The 19,853-nt window shown below is 45.2% G+C and carries 13 protein-coding genes; 7 read left to right on the top strand and 6 right to left on the bottom strand.

Features of this window, described 5'->3' with window-relative positions; all coding sequences use genetic code 11:
* Positions 1–126 precede the first annotated feature (126 nt).
* From HYN46_RS08760 to HYN46_RS08735, 6 genes are all read left to right on the top strand, one after another.
* A complete protein-coding gene (locus HYN46_RS08760; protein WP_114900690.1) occupies positions 127–1,422 on the top strand; it encodes an NAD(P)/FAD-dependent oxidoreductase in 1,296 nt (431 codons plus the stop codon).
* Positions 1,419–4,163, top strand: a complete 2,745-nt coding sequence (locus HYN46_RS08755; RefSeq protein ID WP_210009111.1) for a nitrate reductase — start codon at positions 1,419–1,421, stop codon at positions 4,161–4,163. Before HYN46_RS08760 ends, HYN46_RS08755 begins: the two co-directional genes overlap by 4 nt.
* An 80-nt stretch (positions 4,164–4,243) precedes the next feature.
* Entirely contained in the window at positions 4,244–6,799 is a 2,556-nt protein-coding gene (gene nirB, locus HYN46_RS08750; protein WP_114899029.1) for a nitrite reductase large subunit NirB, read from the top strand.
* Positions 6,800–6,888: 89 nt separating this feature from the next.
* Positions 6,889–7,209 carry a nitrite reductase small subunit NirD gene (nirD, locus tag HYN46_RS08745; RefSeq protein WP_114899028.1) on the top strand — a complete coding sequence of 107 codons (321 nt, stop codon included), beginning with the start codon at positions 6,889–6,891 and terminating at the stop codon, positions 7,207–7,209.
* A 105-nt stretch (positions 7,210–7,314) separates the two neighbouring features.
* A complete protein-coding gene (locus tag HYN46_RS08740; RefSeq protein WP_114899027.1) occupies positions 7,315–8,787 on the top strand; it encodes an MFS transporter in 1,473 nt (490 codons plus the stop codon).
* Between the two features lie 147 nt (positions 8,788–8,934).
* On the top strand, positions 8,935–10,689 hold the full coding sequence (locus HYN46_RS08735; protein ID WP_114899026.1) for a bifunctional protein-serine/threonine kinase/phosphatase: 1,755 nt from the start codon (positions 8,935–8,937) through the stop codon (positions 10,687–10,689).
* A gap of 63 nt (positions 10,690–10,752) precedes the next feature.
* Here the strand turns inward: HYN46_RS08735 and HYN46_RS08730 are convergent, their stop codons facing one another.
* From HYN46_RS08730 to HYN46_RS08710, 5 genes are all read right to left on the bottom strand, one after another.
* Positions 10,753–12,081: a putative solute-binding protein gene (locus tag HYN46_RS08730; RefSeq protein WP_114899025.1), complete on the bottom strand. Its 1,329-nt coding sequence runs from the start codon at positions 12,079–12,081 to the stop codon at positions 10,753–10,755.
* A gap of 299 nt (positions 12,082–12,380) precedes the next feature.
* Positions 12,381–13,634 carry a putative solute-binding protein gene (locus HYN46_RS08725; RefSeq protein WP_228254782.1) on the bottom strand — a complete coding sequence of 418 codons (1,254 nt, stop codon included), beginning with the start codon at positions 13,632–13,634 and terminating at the stop codon, positions 12,381–12,383.
* A 223-nt stretch (positions 13,635–13,857) separates the two neighbouring features.
* Positions 13,858–14,349 carry a DUF934 domain-containing protein gene (locus HYN46_RS08720; protein WP_114899023.1) on the bottom strand — a complete coding sequence of 164 codons (492 nt, stop codon included), beginning with the start codon at positions 14,347–14,349 and terminating at the stop codon, positions 13,858–13,860.
* On the bottom strand, positions 14,339–16,165 hold the full coding sequence (locus HYN46_RS08715; protein WP_114899022.1) for a nitrite/sulfite reductase: 1,827 nt from the start codon (positions 16,163–16,165) through the stop codon (positions 14,339–14,341). The genes HYN46_RS08720 and HYN46_RS08715 overlap by 11 nt, the downstream gene beginning before the upstream one ends.
* A gap of 220 nt (positions 16,166–16,385) precedes the next feature.
* Entirely contained in the window at positions 16,386–17,243 is an 858-nt protein-coding gene (locus HYN46_RS08710) for a GNAT family N-acetyltransferase (protein WP_114899021.1), read from the bottom strand.
* Between the two features lie 232 nt (positions 17,244–17,475).
* Here HYN46_RS08710 and HYN46_RS08705 point away from each other — a divergent pair, with 232 nt between their 5' ends.
* Positions 17,476–18,711: a spinster family MFS transporter gene (locus tag HYN46_RS08705; RefSeq protein ID WP_114899020.1), complete on the top strand. Its 1,236-nt coding sequence runs from the start codon at positions 17,476–17,478 to the stop codon at positions 18,709–18,711.
* Between the two features lie 76 nt (positions 18,712–18,787).
* Here HYN46_RS08705 and HYN46_RS08700 read toward each other — a convergent pair whose 3' ends face one another.
* Complete coding sequence (locus tag HYN46_RS08700) at positions 18,788–19,852, bottom strand: formylglycine-generating enzyme family protein (RefSeq protein ID WP_228254781.1); 1,065 nt, start codon at positions 19,850–19,852, stop codon at positions 18,788–18,790.
* Position 19,853: the final 1 nt, after the last annotated feature.

The following is a 19,853-nucleotide window of genomic DNA, read 5'->3' as shown; positions in this document are numbered from 1 at the left end:
TCGACAACTTATTTTAACTGCTGTATTGAAACGTGTTTAGTTTCGTGCGGCTTTGAGCAAAGGCGCTCATACCGATTCTTAGGTATGGGCGCTTTTTTGTTTTTTGGATATTGTTGGGATACTGACATGCAAGCACAGATTTTGCCAGCGACTCAAGAAAACTCTAACCCTAAACGTGCGCGTTTGGTGGTGATCGGTAACGGTATGGCTGCCATGCGTACCGTAGAGGAGCTACTGCATTTAGAGCCTGATCTATACGACATTACGGTGATTGGGCGTGAGCCTCATGGTAATTACAACCGCATTATGTTGTCACCCGTACTCTCAGGCGAAAAATCTTTTCAAGAAATCATGTTGCATACCCCAGAGTGGTATGTGATGCATGGGATCAAACTCATCTCAGGCATTGTTGCGGAGTCAGTGCATCGTAAGCGTCGTGAAGTGACATTGAGCAATGGTGGTGTAGTGGGGTATGACCGTCTATTGATTGCGACAGGCTCTAATCCTTTTGTGATTCCTATGCCTGGTCACCAGCATCCATCTGTGATTCAGTTCCGCGATATTCAAGATGTTGAAAAAATGGTTGAGGCTGCAGCAAATTTATCGGGTCAGCGCGCCATTGTACTCGGCGGTGGTTTACTGGGTCTTGAAGCCGCCAACGGATTAGTCAAACGTGGTGTGAAAGTGACTGTGGTGCATGACATTGATTATTTGCTGAATCGACAATTAGATCGTGAAGCTGCCAATTTGTTGCAAGCTGCATTGGAGAGTCGCGGTATTGAGTTTGTTATCGGTGTCAAAAGCGATCATATCGTGATAGATGAAGCGGGGAATATGTGTGGTTTGGCGTTCAAAGATCGAGAAATGATTGAGTGCAGCATGCTCGTAATGGCGGTCGGCGTACGCCCAAACGTTGCTCTAGCAAAATCCATGGGTTTACAAGTTGATAAGGCTGTACTCACCGACGATACGATGCAAACCTCTGATCCTCGGGTTTATGCAGTCGGCGAGTGTGTTCAACACCGTGGTGCACTTTTTGGTCTTGTTGCACCGCTCTTTGATCAAGCCAAAGTCTGCGCTAGCCATTTGGCTGAGCATGGTATTCGTCGCTATATACAAAAAGCGACAGCGACGACGCTTAAAGTTACTGGGGTGAATTTGTATTCAGCAGGTGATTTTAGTGGTGAGGGCAGTGAAGCCTTGATCATGCGCGACCACAGTAATTCAGTCTATAAAAAACTCTTCATCAAAGACAATAAGTTAGTCGGTGCCGTTCTCTATGGAGATATTCAGGATGGCGTTGCCTATTTTGATTTGATTCAGCGCGGCGCTGATATCTCGGCACAACGTCATACGTTGATTTTTACGCCAGATCACACATCAGATGACTCTTCTGTCAAAGAGTTACAGGGAGCCGCATGATGACCGTAGATACCGTTTTAACCGCTTCATTGCGTGGCGAAGCTATTAAAACAACCTGTGCCTATTGTGGCGTAGGCTGTGGGGTGCTCGCAACTGTAGACGCCGATCGTCATTTTTCAATTTCTGGAGATCTAGAGCATCCCGCTAATTTCGGTCGCTTGTGTGTCAAGGGTTCTGCTTTGGGAGAGACGGTTGGCCTTGAGGGTCGCTTGTTGTATCCAGCCATTGGCGGCGTCCGTGCTGATTGGGATCATACAACCACATATATCGCTTCTCAGTTGAAAGACATTATCGCGGAACATGGACCGGAGGCTGTTGCATTCTATGTATCGGGTCAGTTTTTAACTGAAGATTATTATGTGGTGAACAAGCTTGCCAAAGGGTTTATCGGTACACCAAATGTCGATACCAATTCGCGTTTGTGTATGTCATCCGCCGTGGCTGGGCATAAACGTGCTTTTGGTACGGATACAGTACCTAATAGCTATGAAGATTTTGAACATGCCGATTTATTGACCTTTGTCGGATCGAATGCGGCTTGGTGTCATCCGATTTTGTATCAGCGTATAAAAAAAGCGAAAGCCAATAATCCTGAGATGAAAATCGTATCGATTGATCCGCGTAAAACCGATACCAACGAAATAGTTGATCTGCATCTACCGATTAAATCGGGTATGGATGTCCTGTTATTCAACTATTTATTAGTTGAGGTGTCAAAAAGCCCAGCGCTCAACACGACATATATTGATCAATTCACTGACGGTTTAGCGGACGCACTGTTGGCTGCACAGCGCGATGTCGCTTTGGGTGATGTTGCAGAACGTTTGGGTGTGGATGGCGTCACTTTGGCTCAGTTTGTAGAGTGGTTTATTGCAACACCAAAAGCCATGACGCTATTTTCGATGGGTGTGAATCAAAGCGGTCAAGGTACTGACAAAGTGAATGCCATTATTAATGTGCATTTAGCAACAGGCCGTATCGGCAGTGAAGGAGCGGGCCCTTTCTCTTTAACAGGGCAGCCTAATGCCATGGGTGGGCGAGAGGTTGGTGGGCTTGCCAATATGTTGGCCGCGCACCTGGATATTCATGAACCTTCTCATCGTGCTTTGGTGCAGGATTTTTGGCAGTCGCCAACTATGATTGAGAAGCAAGGTCTGAAGGCTGTTGATTTATTTGATGCTGTGGCTACGGGCAAGGTTAAAGCGGTTTGGATTATGGCAACCAATCCCATTGTTTCGATGCCAAATGCTGATCGTGTCCGTGATGCTTTAGCCAACTGCCCATTGGTCATCGTATCAGATGTCATTGCTGATACCGATTGTACGCGTGTCGCGGATGTGGTCTTACCAGCTTTGGGTTGGGGTGAGAAAGATGGCACAGTGACGAATTCTGAACGTTGTATCTCCCGTCAGCGCGGCATTTTGGCTGGCGCGGGAGAGAGTCGTGCCGACTGGTGGGCACTTGCCCAAGTTGCTCAAAAAATGGGATTTGAAGGTTTCGATTATCAAAGCGCACGTGATGTCTTTGTTGAGCATGCCGCACTCTCTGGTGTAGACAATCAAGAGGGCGGTGTCCTCCGTGACTTTGATATCTCTGCATTATCGGCGCTTACTCAAGGCGAATACGATGCATTGAATCCGATTCAATGGCCTATCAAGCTGGTGGATCAAAAGCTTGTGGGAACTCAGCGTTTGTTTGAACAAGGCGGATTTTTTACCACTAATCGCCGTGCGAAAATTGTTCCCGTCCAAAATGTAGCAACTGGAAATGTTACAAGCAACGAGTTTCCGTATGCGTTGAATACAGGCCGTATACGTGACCAGTGGCATACGATGACTCGCACTGGTTTGACTTCACGTTTAACCCGTCATATCGGTGAGCCATTCGCGGAACTTAATCCTAAAGATGCGGAAAAGTTACATGTATCTTCTGGCGATATCTTACAAATTAATAGCCAATGGGGGCAAGCGCTTGCTCGCGTAATTATCAGTGATGGTCAACAACCCGGCATGGTTTTTGTGCCTATTCATTGGAATGGCATTAATAGTACTCAAAGTCGTATAGGTGCAGTCGTGAATCCTGTGGTCGATCCATACTCGGGTCAACCTGAATGCAAACACACGCCAGTGATGCTGAAAAAAGCAGCCCTAAACACGCATGGTTTCATCATGTCATTAAATAGCTTGAATCTCATCAAGGCTGATTATGCCGTGAATGTACGAACTTTAAATGGCTTTCGTCATGAGTTTGCATTCACTGATGATATGTTACATGAAACTAATTTGAATTTATCGGAATGGCTTTCAAGTCAAGTCGTTGTCCCGGTTCAAGCTGAGCGTATGGAATACATCGATCTTGCTCAAGGGATTGTCCGATTTGCTTGGGTCCTCGATCAGCAGCTCATCGCATTTGCTGCAATCGCATCTAATCCTGATGCGCGCGCAACTTTGCCGCCACGCTCTTGGTTAGATGATCAATTAGGCCAAGAAGTGAGCAGTGTTACTCGTAGGACGTTGCTTTCTGGTTTGGCTGCTGACCCAAATTCTGATGTTGGTCCAATTGTATGCTCTTGTTTTAGCGTGGGTAAAAATACAATTACCCGAGCAATCCATGCCCAGAATTTGACAACCGTTGCAGCGGTTGGTCAATGCTTAAAAGCAGGAACCAACTGTGGTTCATGTCAAAGCGAAATTTTTAGATTGCTTGAACAGGAGTGTAAACCTGTGGCAAGCGCAGTTTAGTGATTAAAGTGTTTCTGTAACGTTTTCTTGATCATTGGTTTCCAAATTTAATGCGTTTTTAAAGTGGTGAGGAGTGAGATATGCGTATCGTCGTCGTTGGTCATGGCATGGTGGGTCATCGTTTTGTTGAAGTGCTTGCGCGTGATGCGTCAGCGGTCAGCTTAGAGACACCTATCGATGTAACGGTGCTTTGTGAGGAGCATTTACCTGCATATGATCGGGTACAGCTCACCTCTTATTTTTCTGGCAAAACAGCTGATGATTTGTCATTGGTTGCCCCCAATTTCTTTGAAGATAGCGGCTTTAAGTTGCATCTGGGTAAAGGCGCAACTGAAGTTGATCGTGCTGCTAAAACGGTCACGACCACCAGTGGCGAGAAGATTCCTTATGACAAGCTGGTACTTGCAACAGGATCATTTCCATTTGTGCCGCCGTTACCCGGTAAAGATCGTCAAGACTGCTTGGTTTATCGCACGATTGAAGACCTTGAAGCCATGAAAGTGAGTGCAAAACGCTCCAAAGTGGGTGTAGTTGTGGGTGGTGGATTATTGGGGCTGGAAGCTGCGAAAGCGCTGCGTGATTTAGGTCTAGAGACACATGTGGTTGAGTTTGCACCGCGTCTAATGGCGGTACAGATTGATGATGGTGCCGGTAAAGTGCTGCGCAACAAGATTGCAGCGCTTGGTGTGGGTATCCATTTGGGCAAGAACACAACCGAAATTGTTGATGGCGAAACATGCCGTCACCGTATGAATTTTGCCGATGGTTCGCATCTCGAAACGGACATGATCTTATTTTCTGCCGGTATTCGTCCACGCGATGAGCTCGCACGCCAGGCGGGTCTCGATGTTGGCCCCCGAGGTGGTATTGCCATTGGCAATGAATGCTTAACCAATGACCCTGATGTGTATGCAATCGGTGAGTGTGCGCTGTGGGAAGGGCGGATTTATGGCTTAGTCGCACCGGGTTATCAAATGGCTGAAACGGCTGCACATTCCATTATTGCCCATGAAAAGAAAAAAGAATTCGTGGGTGCAGACATGTCCACCAAGCTGAAGCTGATGGGCGTGGATGTGGCATCGATTGGTGATGCGCATGGTGCAACTGCGGGCGCACAAAGCTTTGTCTATGTGGATGAACCTAACGAGATTTATAAAAAGCTGGTTGTTTCTGCGGATGGCAAAAAGTTATTGGGTGCAGTGTTGATTGGTGATGTTGAAGCTTATGGCGGCTTACTGCAACTCATGCTCAATAATATGGATTTGCCCGACAATGCCCAAGCCTTGATTCTGCCTAGTTTTGACGGATCTGCGAAGCCTGCTTTAGGCGCTGATGCATTACCCATGACCGCAACGATTTGCTCTTGTAACAACGTAAGCAAAGGTGAAATCTGCGATGCAGTGGCAAAGGGCTGCATGGATTATGATGCCATCAAGTCTGGAACGAAGGCAGCAACATCGTGTGGTGGCTGTGCTGCACTTGTGAAACAGGTCATGAATGCTGAACTTGAAAAAATGGGTGTCGAGGTCAAGAAAGACATCTGCGAACACTTTGCTTATTCTCGTCAAGAACTCTTCCATCTGTGCAAAGTCGGTGAAATTAAATCGTTTGATGCTTTACTCGATAAACATGGTAATGGTCAGCATGACGGCTGTGATATCTGTAAACCGACGGCTGCAAGTATATTTGCATCGCTTTGGAATGAGCATGTGCTGAAAAAACCACTTGCAGGTCTACAGGATACCAATGACTACTACATGGCCAACCTGCAAAAAGACGGCACTTACTCTGTCGTGCCGCGCATGGCTGGTGGGGAAGTTACGCCAGACGGCTTAATTGCTGTAGGCTCGGTTGCTAAGAAATATAAGCTGTATACCAAAGTGACCGGTGGTCAGCGTATCGACTTGTTTGGTGCACGTTTAGAGCAACTTCCGCTGATCTGGAAAGAACTGATCGATGCAGGATTTGAGTCCGGTCATGCGTATGGCAAGTCATTGCGCACGGTTAAATCTTGCGTAGGTTCAACGTGGTGTCGTTACGGTATGCTGGATTCTGTTGGCTTTGCTATTCAACTTGAAAATCGCTATCGCGGTTTACGTTCCCCACACAAAATCAAGTTTGCCGTGTCTGGCTGTACACGTGAGTGTGCTGAAGCACAAAGCAAGGATGTTGGCGTGATCGCGACCGAAAATGGCTGGAATCTTTATGTCTGTGGTAATGGTGGTATGAAACCCCGCCATGCTGAACTACTCGCATCTGATTTGGATAGTGAAACTCTCATAAAGTATGTTGATCGCTTCTTGATGTTCTATGTCAAAACTGCGGATCGTTTACAGCGCACAAGTGTTTGGCGCGACAACATGGAAGGCGGACTGGATTACCTTAAGGATGTAGTGATTAACGATTCCTTGGGTCTGGCTGCTGAACTCGAAGCGCAAATGCAATATGTGGTGGATACGTTCCAATGTGAATGGAAAACTGCAGTCAACGATCCCGAAATCCTCAAACGTTTTCAACCTTTTGTTAACTCTAATCAGCCTGATGACAACATTGTCTTCGTTGAAGAGCGTGGACAGATTCGTCCTGCGACACCAGCAGAAAAAGCTGGGCGTATTACGATCGTTGAGATGGCATAAACGTTTTATCCCACTTCCTTCTATTGTGGAAGGAAGTTTTTTTAAGATTGGTTTATTTAACTGTTTAATTAAATTTTAAGAGAATCGTCATGTTAGAGAAAATATGCACATTGACTGACCTAACACCCCTTGTTGGCGTTCCAGCTCTTGTTCAAGGCGAACAAGTTGCGATCTTCCGTTTAAAAGATGGCAATGTCTATGCCGTGTCCAACTACGATCCCTTTAGTCAAGCGAATGTGATCGCGCGTGGAATCACTGGTAATTTAAAAGGCTATGATGTGGTGGCATCGCCAATCTACAAGCAGCATTTTGATTTAAAAACAGGTCTGTGCTTAGAAGATGAAACCGTGTCACTTAAGACATACCAAGTCACTGTTGATGGTGATAATGTACTGATTGCACATCATTAATTAAGTAAATATTTATCAGGTTTAATGTTTGACTCGGATGGGGGTTATCCTTGCTCAGTATTAAGCACTTTTTGAAATTCATGCGCTGTTTGGGAGTGTCTTGTTTTGGCTAATCGTATCCCGTTGTTTAATTTTGCTGTGCCACGCATTCGTATCTTGCATTATTCATGGTTAGCATTTTTTATTACCTTTTTGATTTGGTTCGCACATGCCTCACTCATGCCTACACTGAAAGTGTATTTCGGCATGAGCGATGCACAGGTGAAAGCCTTATTGATGCTTAACGTTGCATTGACGATTCCAGCACGGGTTTTGATTGGTGTGTTGGTCGATAAGATAGGCCCTCGGAAGTCTTATAGTGCTTTACTGCTAATCAGCGGCATCCTGTGCTTGCTCTTTGCAACTGCACAAACCTATAACCAGCTTGCGGTGATGCGTTTCTTGCTCGGGTTTGTGGGTGCCGGATTTGTGATCGGCATTCGACTGATTTCAGAGTGGTTCCCAGCACGTGAAGTGGGCATTGCCGAAGGCATCTACGGTGGCTGGGGTAACTTCGGAGCAGCAGTGGCTTCTATGTCTATGCCTTTTCTTGCCTTCCATGTATTCGGTGGAGCTGATGGCTGGCGCGCAGCAGTAGCAACTACGGGGATTATTGCGATTCTTTACAGTTATGTGTTTTATCGCGGTGTAAGAGATACGCCTGAAGGTTCAACCTATTTCCGTCCGATGAAAGCTGGCGGTTTAGAGGTCACGACGAAAGGGGATTTTGTTTTCTATGCCTTTATGACAGCTCCTTTGTACCTTGCTTTGGTGTTACTCGCATGGCGTTTGTCACCCGCTGGATTAAAACTCCTCAGCGCGGGTGAGACGCAAATCGCTTATCTGGCTATTTTGCTTTTAACGGTCTATCAATATTATAAAATTTGGCATGTGAATAAGCATTTATTCGTGGCTAATGCACCTGTGCCCCCGCGTTATCAGTTCAAACAAGTGGCAATTTTGAATCTTGCATATATGGCTTGTTTCGGTTCTGAGCTTGCGGTGGTCTCGATGTTACCGCAGTTCTTTATCGATCATTTTGAGGTGTCCAAAAGTTTGGCGGGCTTAACAGCGGGATGCTTTGCGGTGATGAACTTGTTTGCACGACCAGGTGGTGGCTACCTGTCAGATGCTAAAGGACGCCGCCGAGTACTCATGATTTGCTTGCTGGGTCAAACGCTGGGCTATGCGCTTATGTCGCAAATGGGCAATAGTGGCTGGACACTAGCGATGGCCGTTGGTGTGGTTTTGGCAACATCAATTTTTGTGCAAGGTGCTTGTGGTGCGGTGTACTCGATTGTTCCCTTGATTCAGCGCCGTATGACAGGTCAAATTGCGGGTATGGCTGGCGCATATGGCAATGTGGGCGGTGTTTTGTTCTTAACCGTATTTTCAATGGTATCACCGACTGGCTTTTTTTATGTGTTGGCGGGAACTGCTGCCCTCGCATTTATAGGGTCATTCTTCATTTCTGAGCCTCGTGGTCATATGATCGAAGTTCACCCTGATGGTCGTATTGAGAAAATAGCTGTTGAGTAAATAACCGATGCGATGCGCTCATTTTAAAGTGAGCGGATAGGCTGGGATGGTCAGAGGACTTTGATCATCCCGTTTTATTTTTAAGTTATGATCAAAGCAGAATCAATAAACAATAAATGATCAAAATGGATAAGGTGATAAGCAGCCATGCCACTCGTTGTTACCGCGGCTCAATATAGTGATAAAGGCCCAAAAGCCGCTAATGATGATGCATTGGTTATGCACTTACCCGAAGGGTTTGGACGTAGCGCACATATGATGATTGCGGCTATTGCTGATGGTGTGAGTTCAGCCGAATCGGGTGGTCCAGCAGCGATGATTGCAACGCGTAATTTTTGTAGCGACTTTCTGGCTACAGATTTGAATTGGTCGATCAAAACAGCGGGTTATCGGGTGTTAACCGCGATTAACCGGTGGCTGCATGGTCAGGGGCAGCATTATAACCACCGCTATAGTACGCATCTCACCACATTTAGTGCGGTCATTATTTATGAGCAGTCGGCGCATATCTTTCATGTGGGAGACTCTCGCGTCTGGCGATTTAGACCCGCTCAACAAGGGCGTGATCATCCTATCAAACAGTCATTGGAGTGCCTGACCAAAGATCATACGATTCAAACAGGGAGCTCTGAGCAACTTATTCGTGCATTGGGCATGGATTGGCGTGTTGAGGTCGATTACTTGGAGGTTGATGTCCAAGTTGGAGATTACTTCTTACTCACGACTGATGGTATTCACGGCGTATTGTCTGCACAGACTTTATCGGATTTGATTCAGGAAAACACTAATCTGGGCCAATTCTCAACAGATCATTTAGAGCGCTGCGTCAAGCAGATGGCAACACTCGCACAAAATTCGGGCAGCTCTGATAATCAATCTTGCCAACTCATCCATATCCAGACGCTTGAAGTTTCCCATAATCATCCACCTGATTTGGCAAGCTTTCCACCGCTTTTACCCGACAATCTAAAGCCGGGCTACAAGGTCGATGGATATGAGATCGTTGGTGAGCTACACGCAAATAGCCGCAGCAGCATTTATCACGCAGTGCTGTTGAGTAATCAGAAGCATGTCATTCTAAAAGCACCATCTCAGCAATTTAGTGATAATGTTGCGACACTTCATGCTTTTGTTCAAGAAGACTGGATTGGTCAGCGTATTGAGCATCCTGATATAGTCCAGACCTTAGCGCCTGAGCAGCCTCGGCAATTCTTATATCTGGTTCAAGAGTATCTGTCCGGATGTACGCTACGCAGATGGCGAGAGGCAAATCCCAATGCACCGGTTGAAACCGTAATTCGTTTTGTGCGCCCTGCTGTTCGGGCATTACGGGCGCTTCATCGCCGTGAAACTCTCCATCAAGATGTCAAACCGGACAACTTCATGGTCTGGCGTGACGACCAAGGCCATGAGCATTTAAAGCTGATTGACTTCGGTAGTGCGCAAGTGGGCAGTGTGACAGAGCGACGGGTTCGTCCTGGAGCGCTTGAATACGCAGCACCCGAGTATGCGCTTGATCAGAATATTGATGCGCGGGCGGATCAGTTTGCACTTGCCGTGACATTTTATGAGATTCTTACGGGTGAGCTTCCTTATGGGAGCCACTATCTATCTGCACAGTCTGCTGCTGACTTTGCCAAATTAAGTTATATCCCTGCATCAAAATACAATCCTCACGTTCCAGCATGGATGGATGCGGCCTTAATGCGTGCATGTAGTCTGGATGTGGAACAGCGCTATGAAGATTTGGGGGAGTGGCAAGCAGATCTTGAACGACCGAATTACACGCTAACCAGACCACGTATGCCCCTGATGGAGAGTCATCCTGTGCAGTTTTGGCAGACCGTTGCGGCATTACTTTTTGTTGCCAATATTTTCTGGTTGGTTGCTTGGTTTAAATGACATTGTATTTTTCATAAAAAACGGGCTTTATAAAAGCCCGTTTTAGCATATCAAGTTAAACCATTATTCATCCGTCATGCTGCACTCATAGTTAGAAGGGTCAAATTGACAGCGAATTTTTTTGAGAAAACTCATCATGTTTTTGTCGTAGAGACCTTCTTTAGTTAGAGAAATTCGCGACTCGCGCATGAGCTTGATATAACCTGCTTTATCAGCTGAGGGCACGTCCATCCAGTATTTTGGTTCAATGGCTTGCTCTGTTTCCGTGATAAAGGGGTAGGCCATAGGAGTTTGCATGGCTGAGAATTCACGCACTAATTGCCCCACACCATCAGGGAATTTACCGCGATGCATCATCATGACACCTGTGATTTGTATCAGCGGGAAACGGACGATAGCGCCTTTTACGGTGCCGTCTGGTGCGGTCATGCCTTTATAAAGTTCAAGCGGTTTAAAGATCAAAGCAGGCCCTGCCATGATATCCACCTGACCATTATTAAACTTGCCGGACAGGGTTGTGAAGTCCACGGACACAGGTTGTGCACCAATTCTTTGCACCATTTTTGCTTGTGTTTTGTCAAAGTCGAGGACAGCAATCTTTTTACCCGCTGCTTTGGCGAGGGTATTGATCTTACGATCATTGACCATGATATATGCTGCGCCAACGGGAATGATTGCAACAACCTCATAGTCTTTATTGACCATATATTTTGCGGCTTCAGGCTTAGACAATAATTGAATCGCTTCAGTTAAATGCTTATAGGAAGGAATTGCACCAATCGCGTCTAGACTGCCGATAAAGTCATTGTATTCTTTAGCGCGTAGATTACTCATCGCCACGCCGTCACATTGACCCGCTTTAAAGTCTTCTGAGGCAATTTTCTCGTTGGTATAGACACGGATTTTTACATCTGTGCTGGCTTTACGTTTGGCCTTTGCTGAAGCCATATCGATGTGCATATCGAGTGGTGATGTCATTTTGACATTTAGGTCAACGCCTAAGTTTTTTGCGACCTGAGTAAATTTTGGCAAATCTTTGACTGCTTTCATGGCAAAGTCAAAACCTTTACCTTTAGTGCCCTCAGGAGAGAATACACATAACGTGATGTTTGCCGGGATTTTATTCCAAGTCTTTGGATCATCGATCAGTTTCTTCGCACGGCCAAACATATCCGTATATTTTTTGATTTCTTCAGGTGTAGGGGGAGCTGTATCAATTTTTGCACCGTCTGGTGCAGAGGCATTGATTAAGCTTTTAATCTGCACCACAGCATCCGCAATCTGCTTTTGATCTGCGGCAGGCGGGGCATCAGGAGCAGCAACTGCTAATAATGGAATGAAGGTCAGTAGTGACGTGCAGACTACGGCCTTCAGGGATTGAATGTGTTTCATACCTATTCCTTGTAGAAAGTTATCATTTATTATCGATAGATTCCTTCACTTTATTTTCAGCCAAGTGAAACCAGATCATCAATATCATGATTTGAGTCTATCGATCGTGTATTAAAGATCATATGGCTTATGCAGCATGTTTTTACAATATTATGGTCAAGTTTGGTTTGGCAGAGTGAATCATCTTACAAGTTTAAATTTATCGATTTAAAACAATATGTAGGGATACTGAAAATGGATTCACGGAAACGAAAAACGGGCTAATACAAACCCGTTTTATCGTTATATTGGCTCTGTCTTTATTCGTCAGTCAAGCTGCATTCATAGTTCGTTGCATCAAATTGACAGCGGATTTTTTTGAGAAAGCTCATCATGCGCTTATCGTAAAAACCCTCTTTGGTCATTTCAATGCGAGACTCACGCATCAGCTTCATATAACCAGGCTTATCCGCAGCGGGGACGTCCATCCAGTATTTAGCATCAATCGATTTTTCAGTTTCGTCAATGAATGAGTAAGCCATAGGAATTTGCATCGATGCAAACTCACGCATCAGTTGACCAACGCCATCAGGGAATTTACCCCGATGCATCATCATCACACCGGTGATCTGCACGATAGGAAAACGCACGATGGCACCTTTGACTGTTGAGCCATCAGCTGCGGTCATGCCTTTATAGAGTTCAAGCGGTTTAAAAATCAACGCTGGACCTGCCATGATGTCGACTTGGCCATTATTGAATTTACCCGAGATAGTGGTTAAGTCAACGGAAACCGGTTGAGCGCCGATTTGTTGAACCATCTTGGCTTGTGATTTATCAAAGTCCAAGACAGCAATTTTCTTACCTGCAGCTTTGGCCAGTGTATTGATCTTACGGTCATTGACCATGATATAAGCAGCGCCCATGGGAATGATCGAAACAATCTCATAGTCTTGATTGACCATATATTTAGCTGCTTCAGGCTTTGCCAGTAACTGAATTGCTTCAGTGAGGTGCTTATAAGAGGGGATTGCACCGATAGCATCTAGGCTGCCGATGAAGCCATTAAACTCTTTGGCGCGTAGGTTACTCATCGCAACGCCATCGCATTGACCCGCTTTAAAATCTTCAGAAGCGATTTTTTCGTTGGTATAGACGCGGAATTTGACGTCCGTACTGGCTTTACGCTTGGCAATGGATGAGGCCATGTCGATATGCATATCCATAGGCGATGTCATCGTGACTTTAAGATCCACGCCCATGTTTTTTGCAATTTGCGTATATTTGGGGAGCTGTTTGAGATAGCTCATGGCAAAGTCATAGCCTTTACCTTTGGCACCTTCTGGCGAGAAAACACAGAGTGTCACTTTAGGCGGGATCTTATTCCACGTTTTAGGATCATCCATCATCTTCTTTGCGCGAGCGAAAATGTCGGAGTATTTTTCTAACTCATCCACATTGGGGCCGTTTGCACCGAGGGGTTGGGAGCCATCTGGTAGCGCATATGAGGTCAGTGGCATGGCACAGAGCATGGATAGGCTCAGGATAGAGGAAAGCAAGCGATTATTTTTCATAGACATTCCATTGAGTCAGTGATGATTTATTGTCGAAAGTTATTTATTCAGCTTGTATCAGCAATGCATTGGTGAATCAGTACTCTGAAAAGAAGTCTAGCGTGGGCAAGAAAAAGAATGTATGACCCATTTCTGACCTTTCACTGATTTTATGGTCAAGTCTTTGCAATAAAAAAACCGCAATGAGCGGTTTTTTTATTTTCACAGTCTAATAAAAAATCAATTAGCGACCCGCTTGGTAGTGTGCCTGAGGTTCAGCAGTCGATGCTTGATAACCTGCGGTAAAATCATGCAGACCCCCTTTTGCTTCATCGATGTCTTTGCCTTGCTTTAATATAAAGCTGTCGAAGCCGACACGCTTTAAGTAAAACAATACATCCTTAAAGACATCACCCGTTGCACGCAGTTCGCCTTTAAAACCTTGGCGACGAAGCAGCGTAGCAAATGAGTAACCTCGACCATCTGCAAAGGCAGGGAAGTGGATTTCAATCAGGTCTAGCTCAGCTAAAGGCAAAGTGGTGGTTTCTGGTGAATCTTTCTCAGTCAGAACCAAGCCCTTTTTTCCACTGATTTCAGTCAAGCGCTCAATTTGCGCAAGGGTTAAGGTCACATCACCAGTAGGTAATGTGCCATCTTCAGCAATACGCTGAAAGGTATTCAATGCCGAGTCACCTGCGACGTTTAATACCAGATTTGAGGTTTGATTATTTGGCATAGACGCGCTCCTTGAATGGCGCTAAGCCAATACGACGATAGGTATCGATGAAGCGTTCTGTTTCATCATTAATGGTTTGACGATTGTCGAGATAGGTATTGAGAATTTCTTCAACAATATCGGCAACTTCATCAGCACCAAAGGATGGTCCAAGAATGTCACCCAAACTGGAATCGTGTCCAGCATTACCGCCTAAGGAAATTTGATAGAACTCATCGCCTTTTTTATCAACGCCAAGAATACCGATATGGCCGACATGATGATGACCACAGGCGTTCATACAGCCAGAGATATTCAGGTCAAGATGACCGAGGTTATAGACGGTATCCAGATCTTCATAGCGACGGCTGATGGCTTCAGAAATCGGAATTGATTTTGCATTGGCCAATGAGCAGAAATCACCGCCAGGGCAGCAAATGATGTCGGTTAAAAAGCCGATATGTGCACGTGCTAAATTATATTGAGTGAGTGTTTCCCATAGCTCAAACAACTTGGATTGCTCAACATCCGCAAGCACGATGTTTTGTTCATGGGTAGAGCGTAATTCACCGAAGCTGTATTTATCTGCCAAATCTGCAATCAGATCCAGTTCTTCAGAAGTTGCATCACCTGGCGCAATACCTGCACGTTTAAGCGAGATGTTAACGATGCGGTAACCCGGGGTTTTGTTTGGATGGGTATTGATGCGATACCAGTTTGCAAAAACTGGATTAGCTTTTAAGGTTTCAGTGAAATCAAGATCAGGCAATGCTTGGTATGCTGGCAATGAAAAATTCTTTTCCATTTTGGCATACAGATCACTTGGAACCTTAAGTTCGGCACGGATTTGATTGAATTCAGCTTCGGCTTTCGAAGCAAATACAGCAGGCGTCAGTGCCTTCACGAGAATCTTAATCCGCGCTTTGTATTTGTTATCACGACGACCATGCAGATTGTAGACACGTAATACTGCTTCTAAGTAAGCGATTAGATCTTCACGGGGCAAGAATTCACGAATGATTGATCCAATGATCGGTGTACGGCCAAGACCACCACCGGCCATGATTTGATAGCCCCATTCTGAGGGTTCATCATTCAGTGCTTGCTCAACCAGATCCACATTGAGGAAGGAGTGCAGTACAGCATCATATTGTGCTTGCTGTTCTTCTTGATCCCCATTCACATCAGCAGATGCCAAAGCCTGTTTTGCGGCCTCTAAGCGGATTTTATAGTCGGCAATACGTTTAACCACATCGGTTTTTTTAACCAGATACACGCCGATATCATGAAATGCGGTAGCCGCACGGTCGATTTCATTTAATGCACTCACCGCAATTTTGAATTTACGCGGTAGGAATGCGAACTCGGGATGAAAGGTTGACCACTGACGAATAATTTCACAGGTCGGGCGTGGATCAGCAACTTCGCCTTGAATACGTCCAGCAAATTGGTCGGTGGTGGTATTACGAATACAATTGCCACTGGTTTGGATCGCATGCATTTGTACCGTCGCCAGTTCAGCAAGAATATCCGGCACATTTTCAAGTGCAGGCCAATTCAACTGGATGTTTTGACGAGTGGAAATATGGGCGTAGCCACGATCATAGGTTTGGCTAATCGACGCAATTTTACGGATTTGCTTGCTGTTCAGTACGCCATAAGGTACGGCGATACGCAGCATCGGGGCGTAGCGTTGAACATATAAACCGTTCTGCAAACGCAATGGGCGAAACTCATCTTCGCTGAGCGTTCCTGAAAGGAAACGTTGGGTTTGGTCGCGGAATTGTGCGACGCGTTCGTCGACCAAAGCTTGGTCAAATTCAGTGTAGACGTACATGGCTGTCTTACTTGGCTCGTAGGTCAAAAAATAATGTGCAAATGTAACAGTTTCGCCTTTATCTGAAAAACGTTTTTTCTCGATAATGTTAGTTAGATTTGGTGATATGCAAAGTTGAAAATCAGAAATAGCTATGATGTGTGATCATTGTAGCTTAACCAAGGTTGAATATTGATCATATTCAACCTTGGAGAGTAAGTTTATTTAAAAGTATTGTTTATTATGACTTTTTCTTTTTCATTTCAATGATTTTACAAACAACATTGAGTTTAAACAGTAGGCGCTTATTCACCTTGATGGAAACAAAGTAATCCACGCAGTTGAAGTCAGCATCAAAGTAGCCCTCTTTAGAGAATGATGCGCCAACGCGGCGATACTTTTTAAACAGGGAAGGGACGTCTTTTTTATGATATTTCAGTTGGCTATGTTCAGCAAAACTAAAGAAATCATCTTCTTTGGTTAAATAGTGTTCCAAGTCAAAAGGAACTCGGCTGGTAAAGTCTTTAAGCTTTGCTTTTTTATGTAAATAACCTTCGGTAGCAATGATTTTTTTATGTGAAGAGGTTAGGTTCACGCTCACTGTACCAATCAAGTATTCTGCTTTAAGCTGATTCAAAATGAGAGGCACCATTCCCATCCACAATACCGCAAGTGCTTTACCACCACGATAAGCCTCATCGACACACGTACGGCCAATTTCATAAACTTGCTTTTTATCTTTCAAATATTCATCCAAGTTAAATTCAGATTCTGAATAATACTGACCTAACTTTTCTTTTGCTTTCGGCGTAATGACGCGGGTACAAGCGATAATTTTTTTGGTTGCTGTATCACGTACAAGTACGTGAATGCTGTATTGGTCGTATTGATCGTTATCGATGCCATCATCAAAGTAAATGTTGTATGCACCGCCGAATACTTGAGCGCGAAAACGCTGAATTTCGAGAATTGTTTTTGAATCTTCAGCAATTTCGCATTCTAAATTAGGCCCGCGTTTTGGTGTGTTTTTGGGGACACGCTTTGGAAACGGGGGCATGGAACGTAGAATTGGTAATGAGCGAAATGAGGGTTGATTCATAGTTTAAGGCTTCTATTTAGAGTAATTAAGCAAATATTACAGTTTAATTATGACAATTTAGAGATGGCCATCACCATTCATCTAAAACCTCATTCCATGTAAGTGATGCGAATTTTGGTGCTTGCTAAATAAAACTGAGTATGTGTTTTGGATTGATATCACAATTTCATAAGATTCGATGTAAGATCACCTTTAATTCCCAATGACTTAAAATGAACAACAAGGATTAGCCATGCTGTTGAATAGCACCACGCGCGGCGCTGGATACGCAATATTCATTCTGACCATGATGAACTTGCTCAATTATTTAGATCGATATGTGCCGAGTGTGGTGAAAGATCTATTTAAGCATGATTTAAAACTCACTGATTTTCAAACCAGCTTACCCATCACCGGCTTTGTAATCGTCTATATGCTGTCGAGCATGATGTTTGGTGCCTTGGCGGATCGCTTTCCTCGCAAAATATTGATTGCTGCGGGCGTCGCTCTATGGTCACTGGCGACAGCATTAGCTGCTTTTGCCACAGGCTTTTGGACTTTTATGCTTGCTCGTGCGTTAGTCGGTGTGGGTGAAGCAGCCTATGCAACACTTGCACCTGCGTTGCTGAGTGATTTTTTTCCACCCGAGCGCCGTAACCGGATACTGACGATTTTTTATGTCGCCATTCCTGTAGGTTCTGCCATGGGTTTCATCTTGGGCGGAATGTTTGGTGAGATGTATGGCTGGCGCGCAGCATTTTTGATTTGTGGTTTACCGGGTATTGCCATGGCATTACTTGCCCTGTGGATTCGTGACCCAGGTCGTGGACGTTTTGACCTTGATGCGGATGTCATCCCCCCGAAGTGGGTACAAGCAATCGGTCTACTACTGCGCAATCGTGAGTATATGCTGGTTGTTGCCGGTTATACCGTGGTGACGTTTGCTGCGGGTGCTCTTGCTGATTGGTTCCCGACATTCTTACAGCGTCATCGTGGTATGTCTATTGAAGCATCTGGACACTATGTCGGGTTATCTGCTGTCGTGGGTGGATTGCTTGGAACCATTATAGGTGGATTTCTTGCTGATAAATTAAAAGCATGGACACGCCAGTCTTATATGGCCTTGTCAGGTTGGTCGATGTTGCTTGCAACCATCTTTGGCTTTTTTGCTTTGACCTTGCAAAATGCCATGGGTGCGGTAACGATGCTGTTTTTAGCCCAGTTTTTCTTATGGTTTTATAATGGTCCTGTAAATGCAATGCTGACCAATTGCGTACCCAGCGCACTTCGTGTACGGGCATTTGCCTTCACAATTTTGTTGATTCATTTGTTGGGAGATGCAATCAGTCCAACGATCGTGGGTTTAGCATCGGATTATATCGGGCTACAAAGTGCGATTCAGTTGGTTCCAATTGCAATGGGGATCGGCGCATTGATTTGGTTGTATACATGGCGGACATTGCCGGAGCGAGTAGTCGAACCTGCTTAAAGTCTGATGTAAAAGGGAGGCAATCCATACGATTACCTCCCTTTGTTTTAGAGTGATTATGCAATCATTGTCATCGTTAAGGCTCATGCCAAACGGTTCTAAACCCGACGTGGCCCGTACCTAGGTTTGCTTCCTGTGGCTGCCGTGCACTGGCACGATATCGAGAGCAATAATTCGCTGCACAGAGATAAGAGCCACCTTTCACGACCATTTGAGCTTGTGGGAAGAGAGCGGTATGCTCAGCTTTTAAACTTGCCAGCGGGTCGCCGTTGCCATGTGGCTGATGACCACCTCGATAGGCATCGCGTGTCCACTCCCAAACATTGCCAATCATGTCGTATAAACCCCACGGGTTAGGCTTAAAGCATCCGACGGGTGCACGACCTGCAAAGTGATCTGTGTTTTCATTGCGCAAGGGGAAGTCGCCCTGCCAGAAGTTAGCGGTAGGTAGCCCTTGTGCATCTTCGGGTTGATGATGCATATCATGATGATGCTCTAGGTCAGCATGTGTAAAATCATCATCTTCTTCGACATTTGCTTTAGCGGCGTATTCCCATTCTTGTTCCGTGGGTAATTCATGTCCCAGCCACGCCGCATACGTTTCGGCATCACGTTGTGTGACCAGAACTACGGGCTCATTGAGGCGCGTGCTAATCGTACTATTCAAGCCTTCTGGAGTATGCCAAGAGGCACCTTTGACATATTTCCACCAAGCATTTGGACGTTCAGTAAGCTCTTTTTCAGTGGGGGTAATAAAAATTGCTCCACCGCCTTCTTGTTCTACCTCAGTTACATAGCCCGTTGCTTTAACAAAGGCTTGAAATTGAGCATTGGTCACTTCAGTCTGATCGATCCAAAATCCTTTGACAGTGGTTTTGCCAAAAGGTTTTTCATCGGGGTAACCATGCGTCGATCCGAATTGAAATTCACCGCCATGAATCTTGACCATACCCGCTTGCTTATCCTGTGGCCATTCCGAGGGTGTCCCTGAATACAGCTTACAATGCTGAAGGTCGCCTAATGTATTTTGTGCGTTAGGGTGTGGCTTTGGTGTATACCAATGCCACACAATGAACGCACCTAGTCCGCCGATGAGAGTTACAAGCGCGAATGTATAGAATGTTTTTTTACTCATTTGCATG

This window comes from Aquirhabdus parva (genome assembly GCF_003351745.1).
GTDB classification, from domain to species: Bacteria; Pseudomonadota; Gammaproteobacteria; order Pseudomonadales; family Moraxellaceae; genus Aquirhabdus; species Aquirhabdus parva.
Note: the sequence above shows the minus strand (reverse complement) of the source record. Positions and strands in the feature narration are given on the sequence as shown.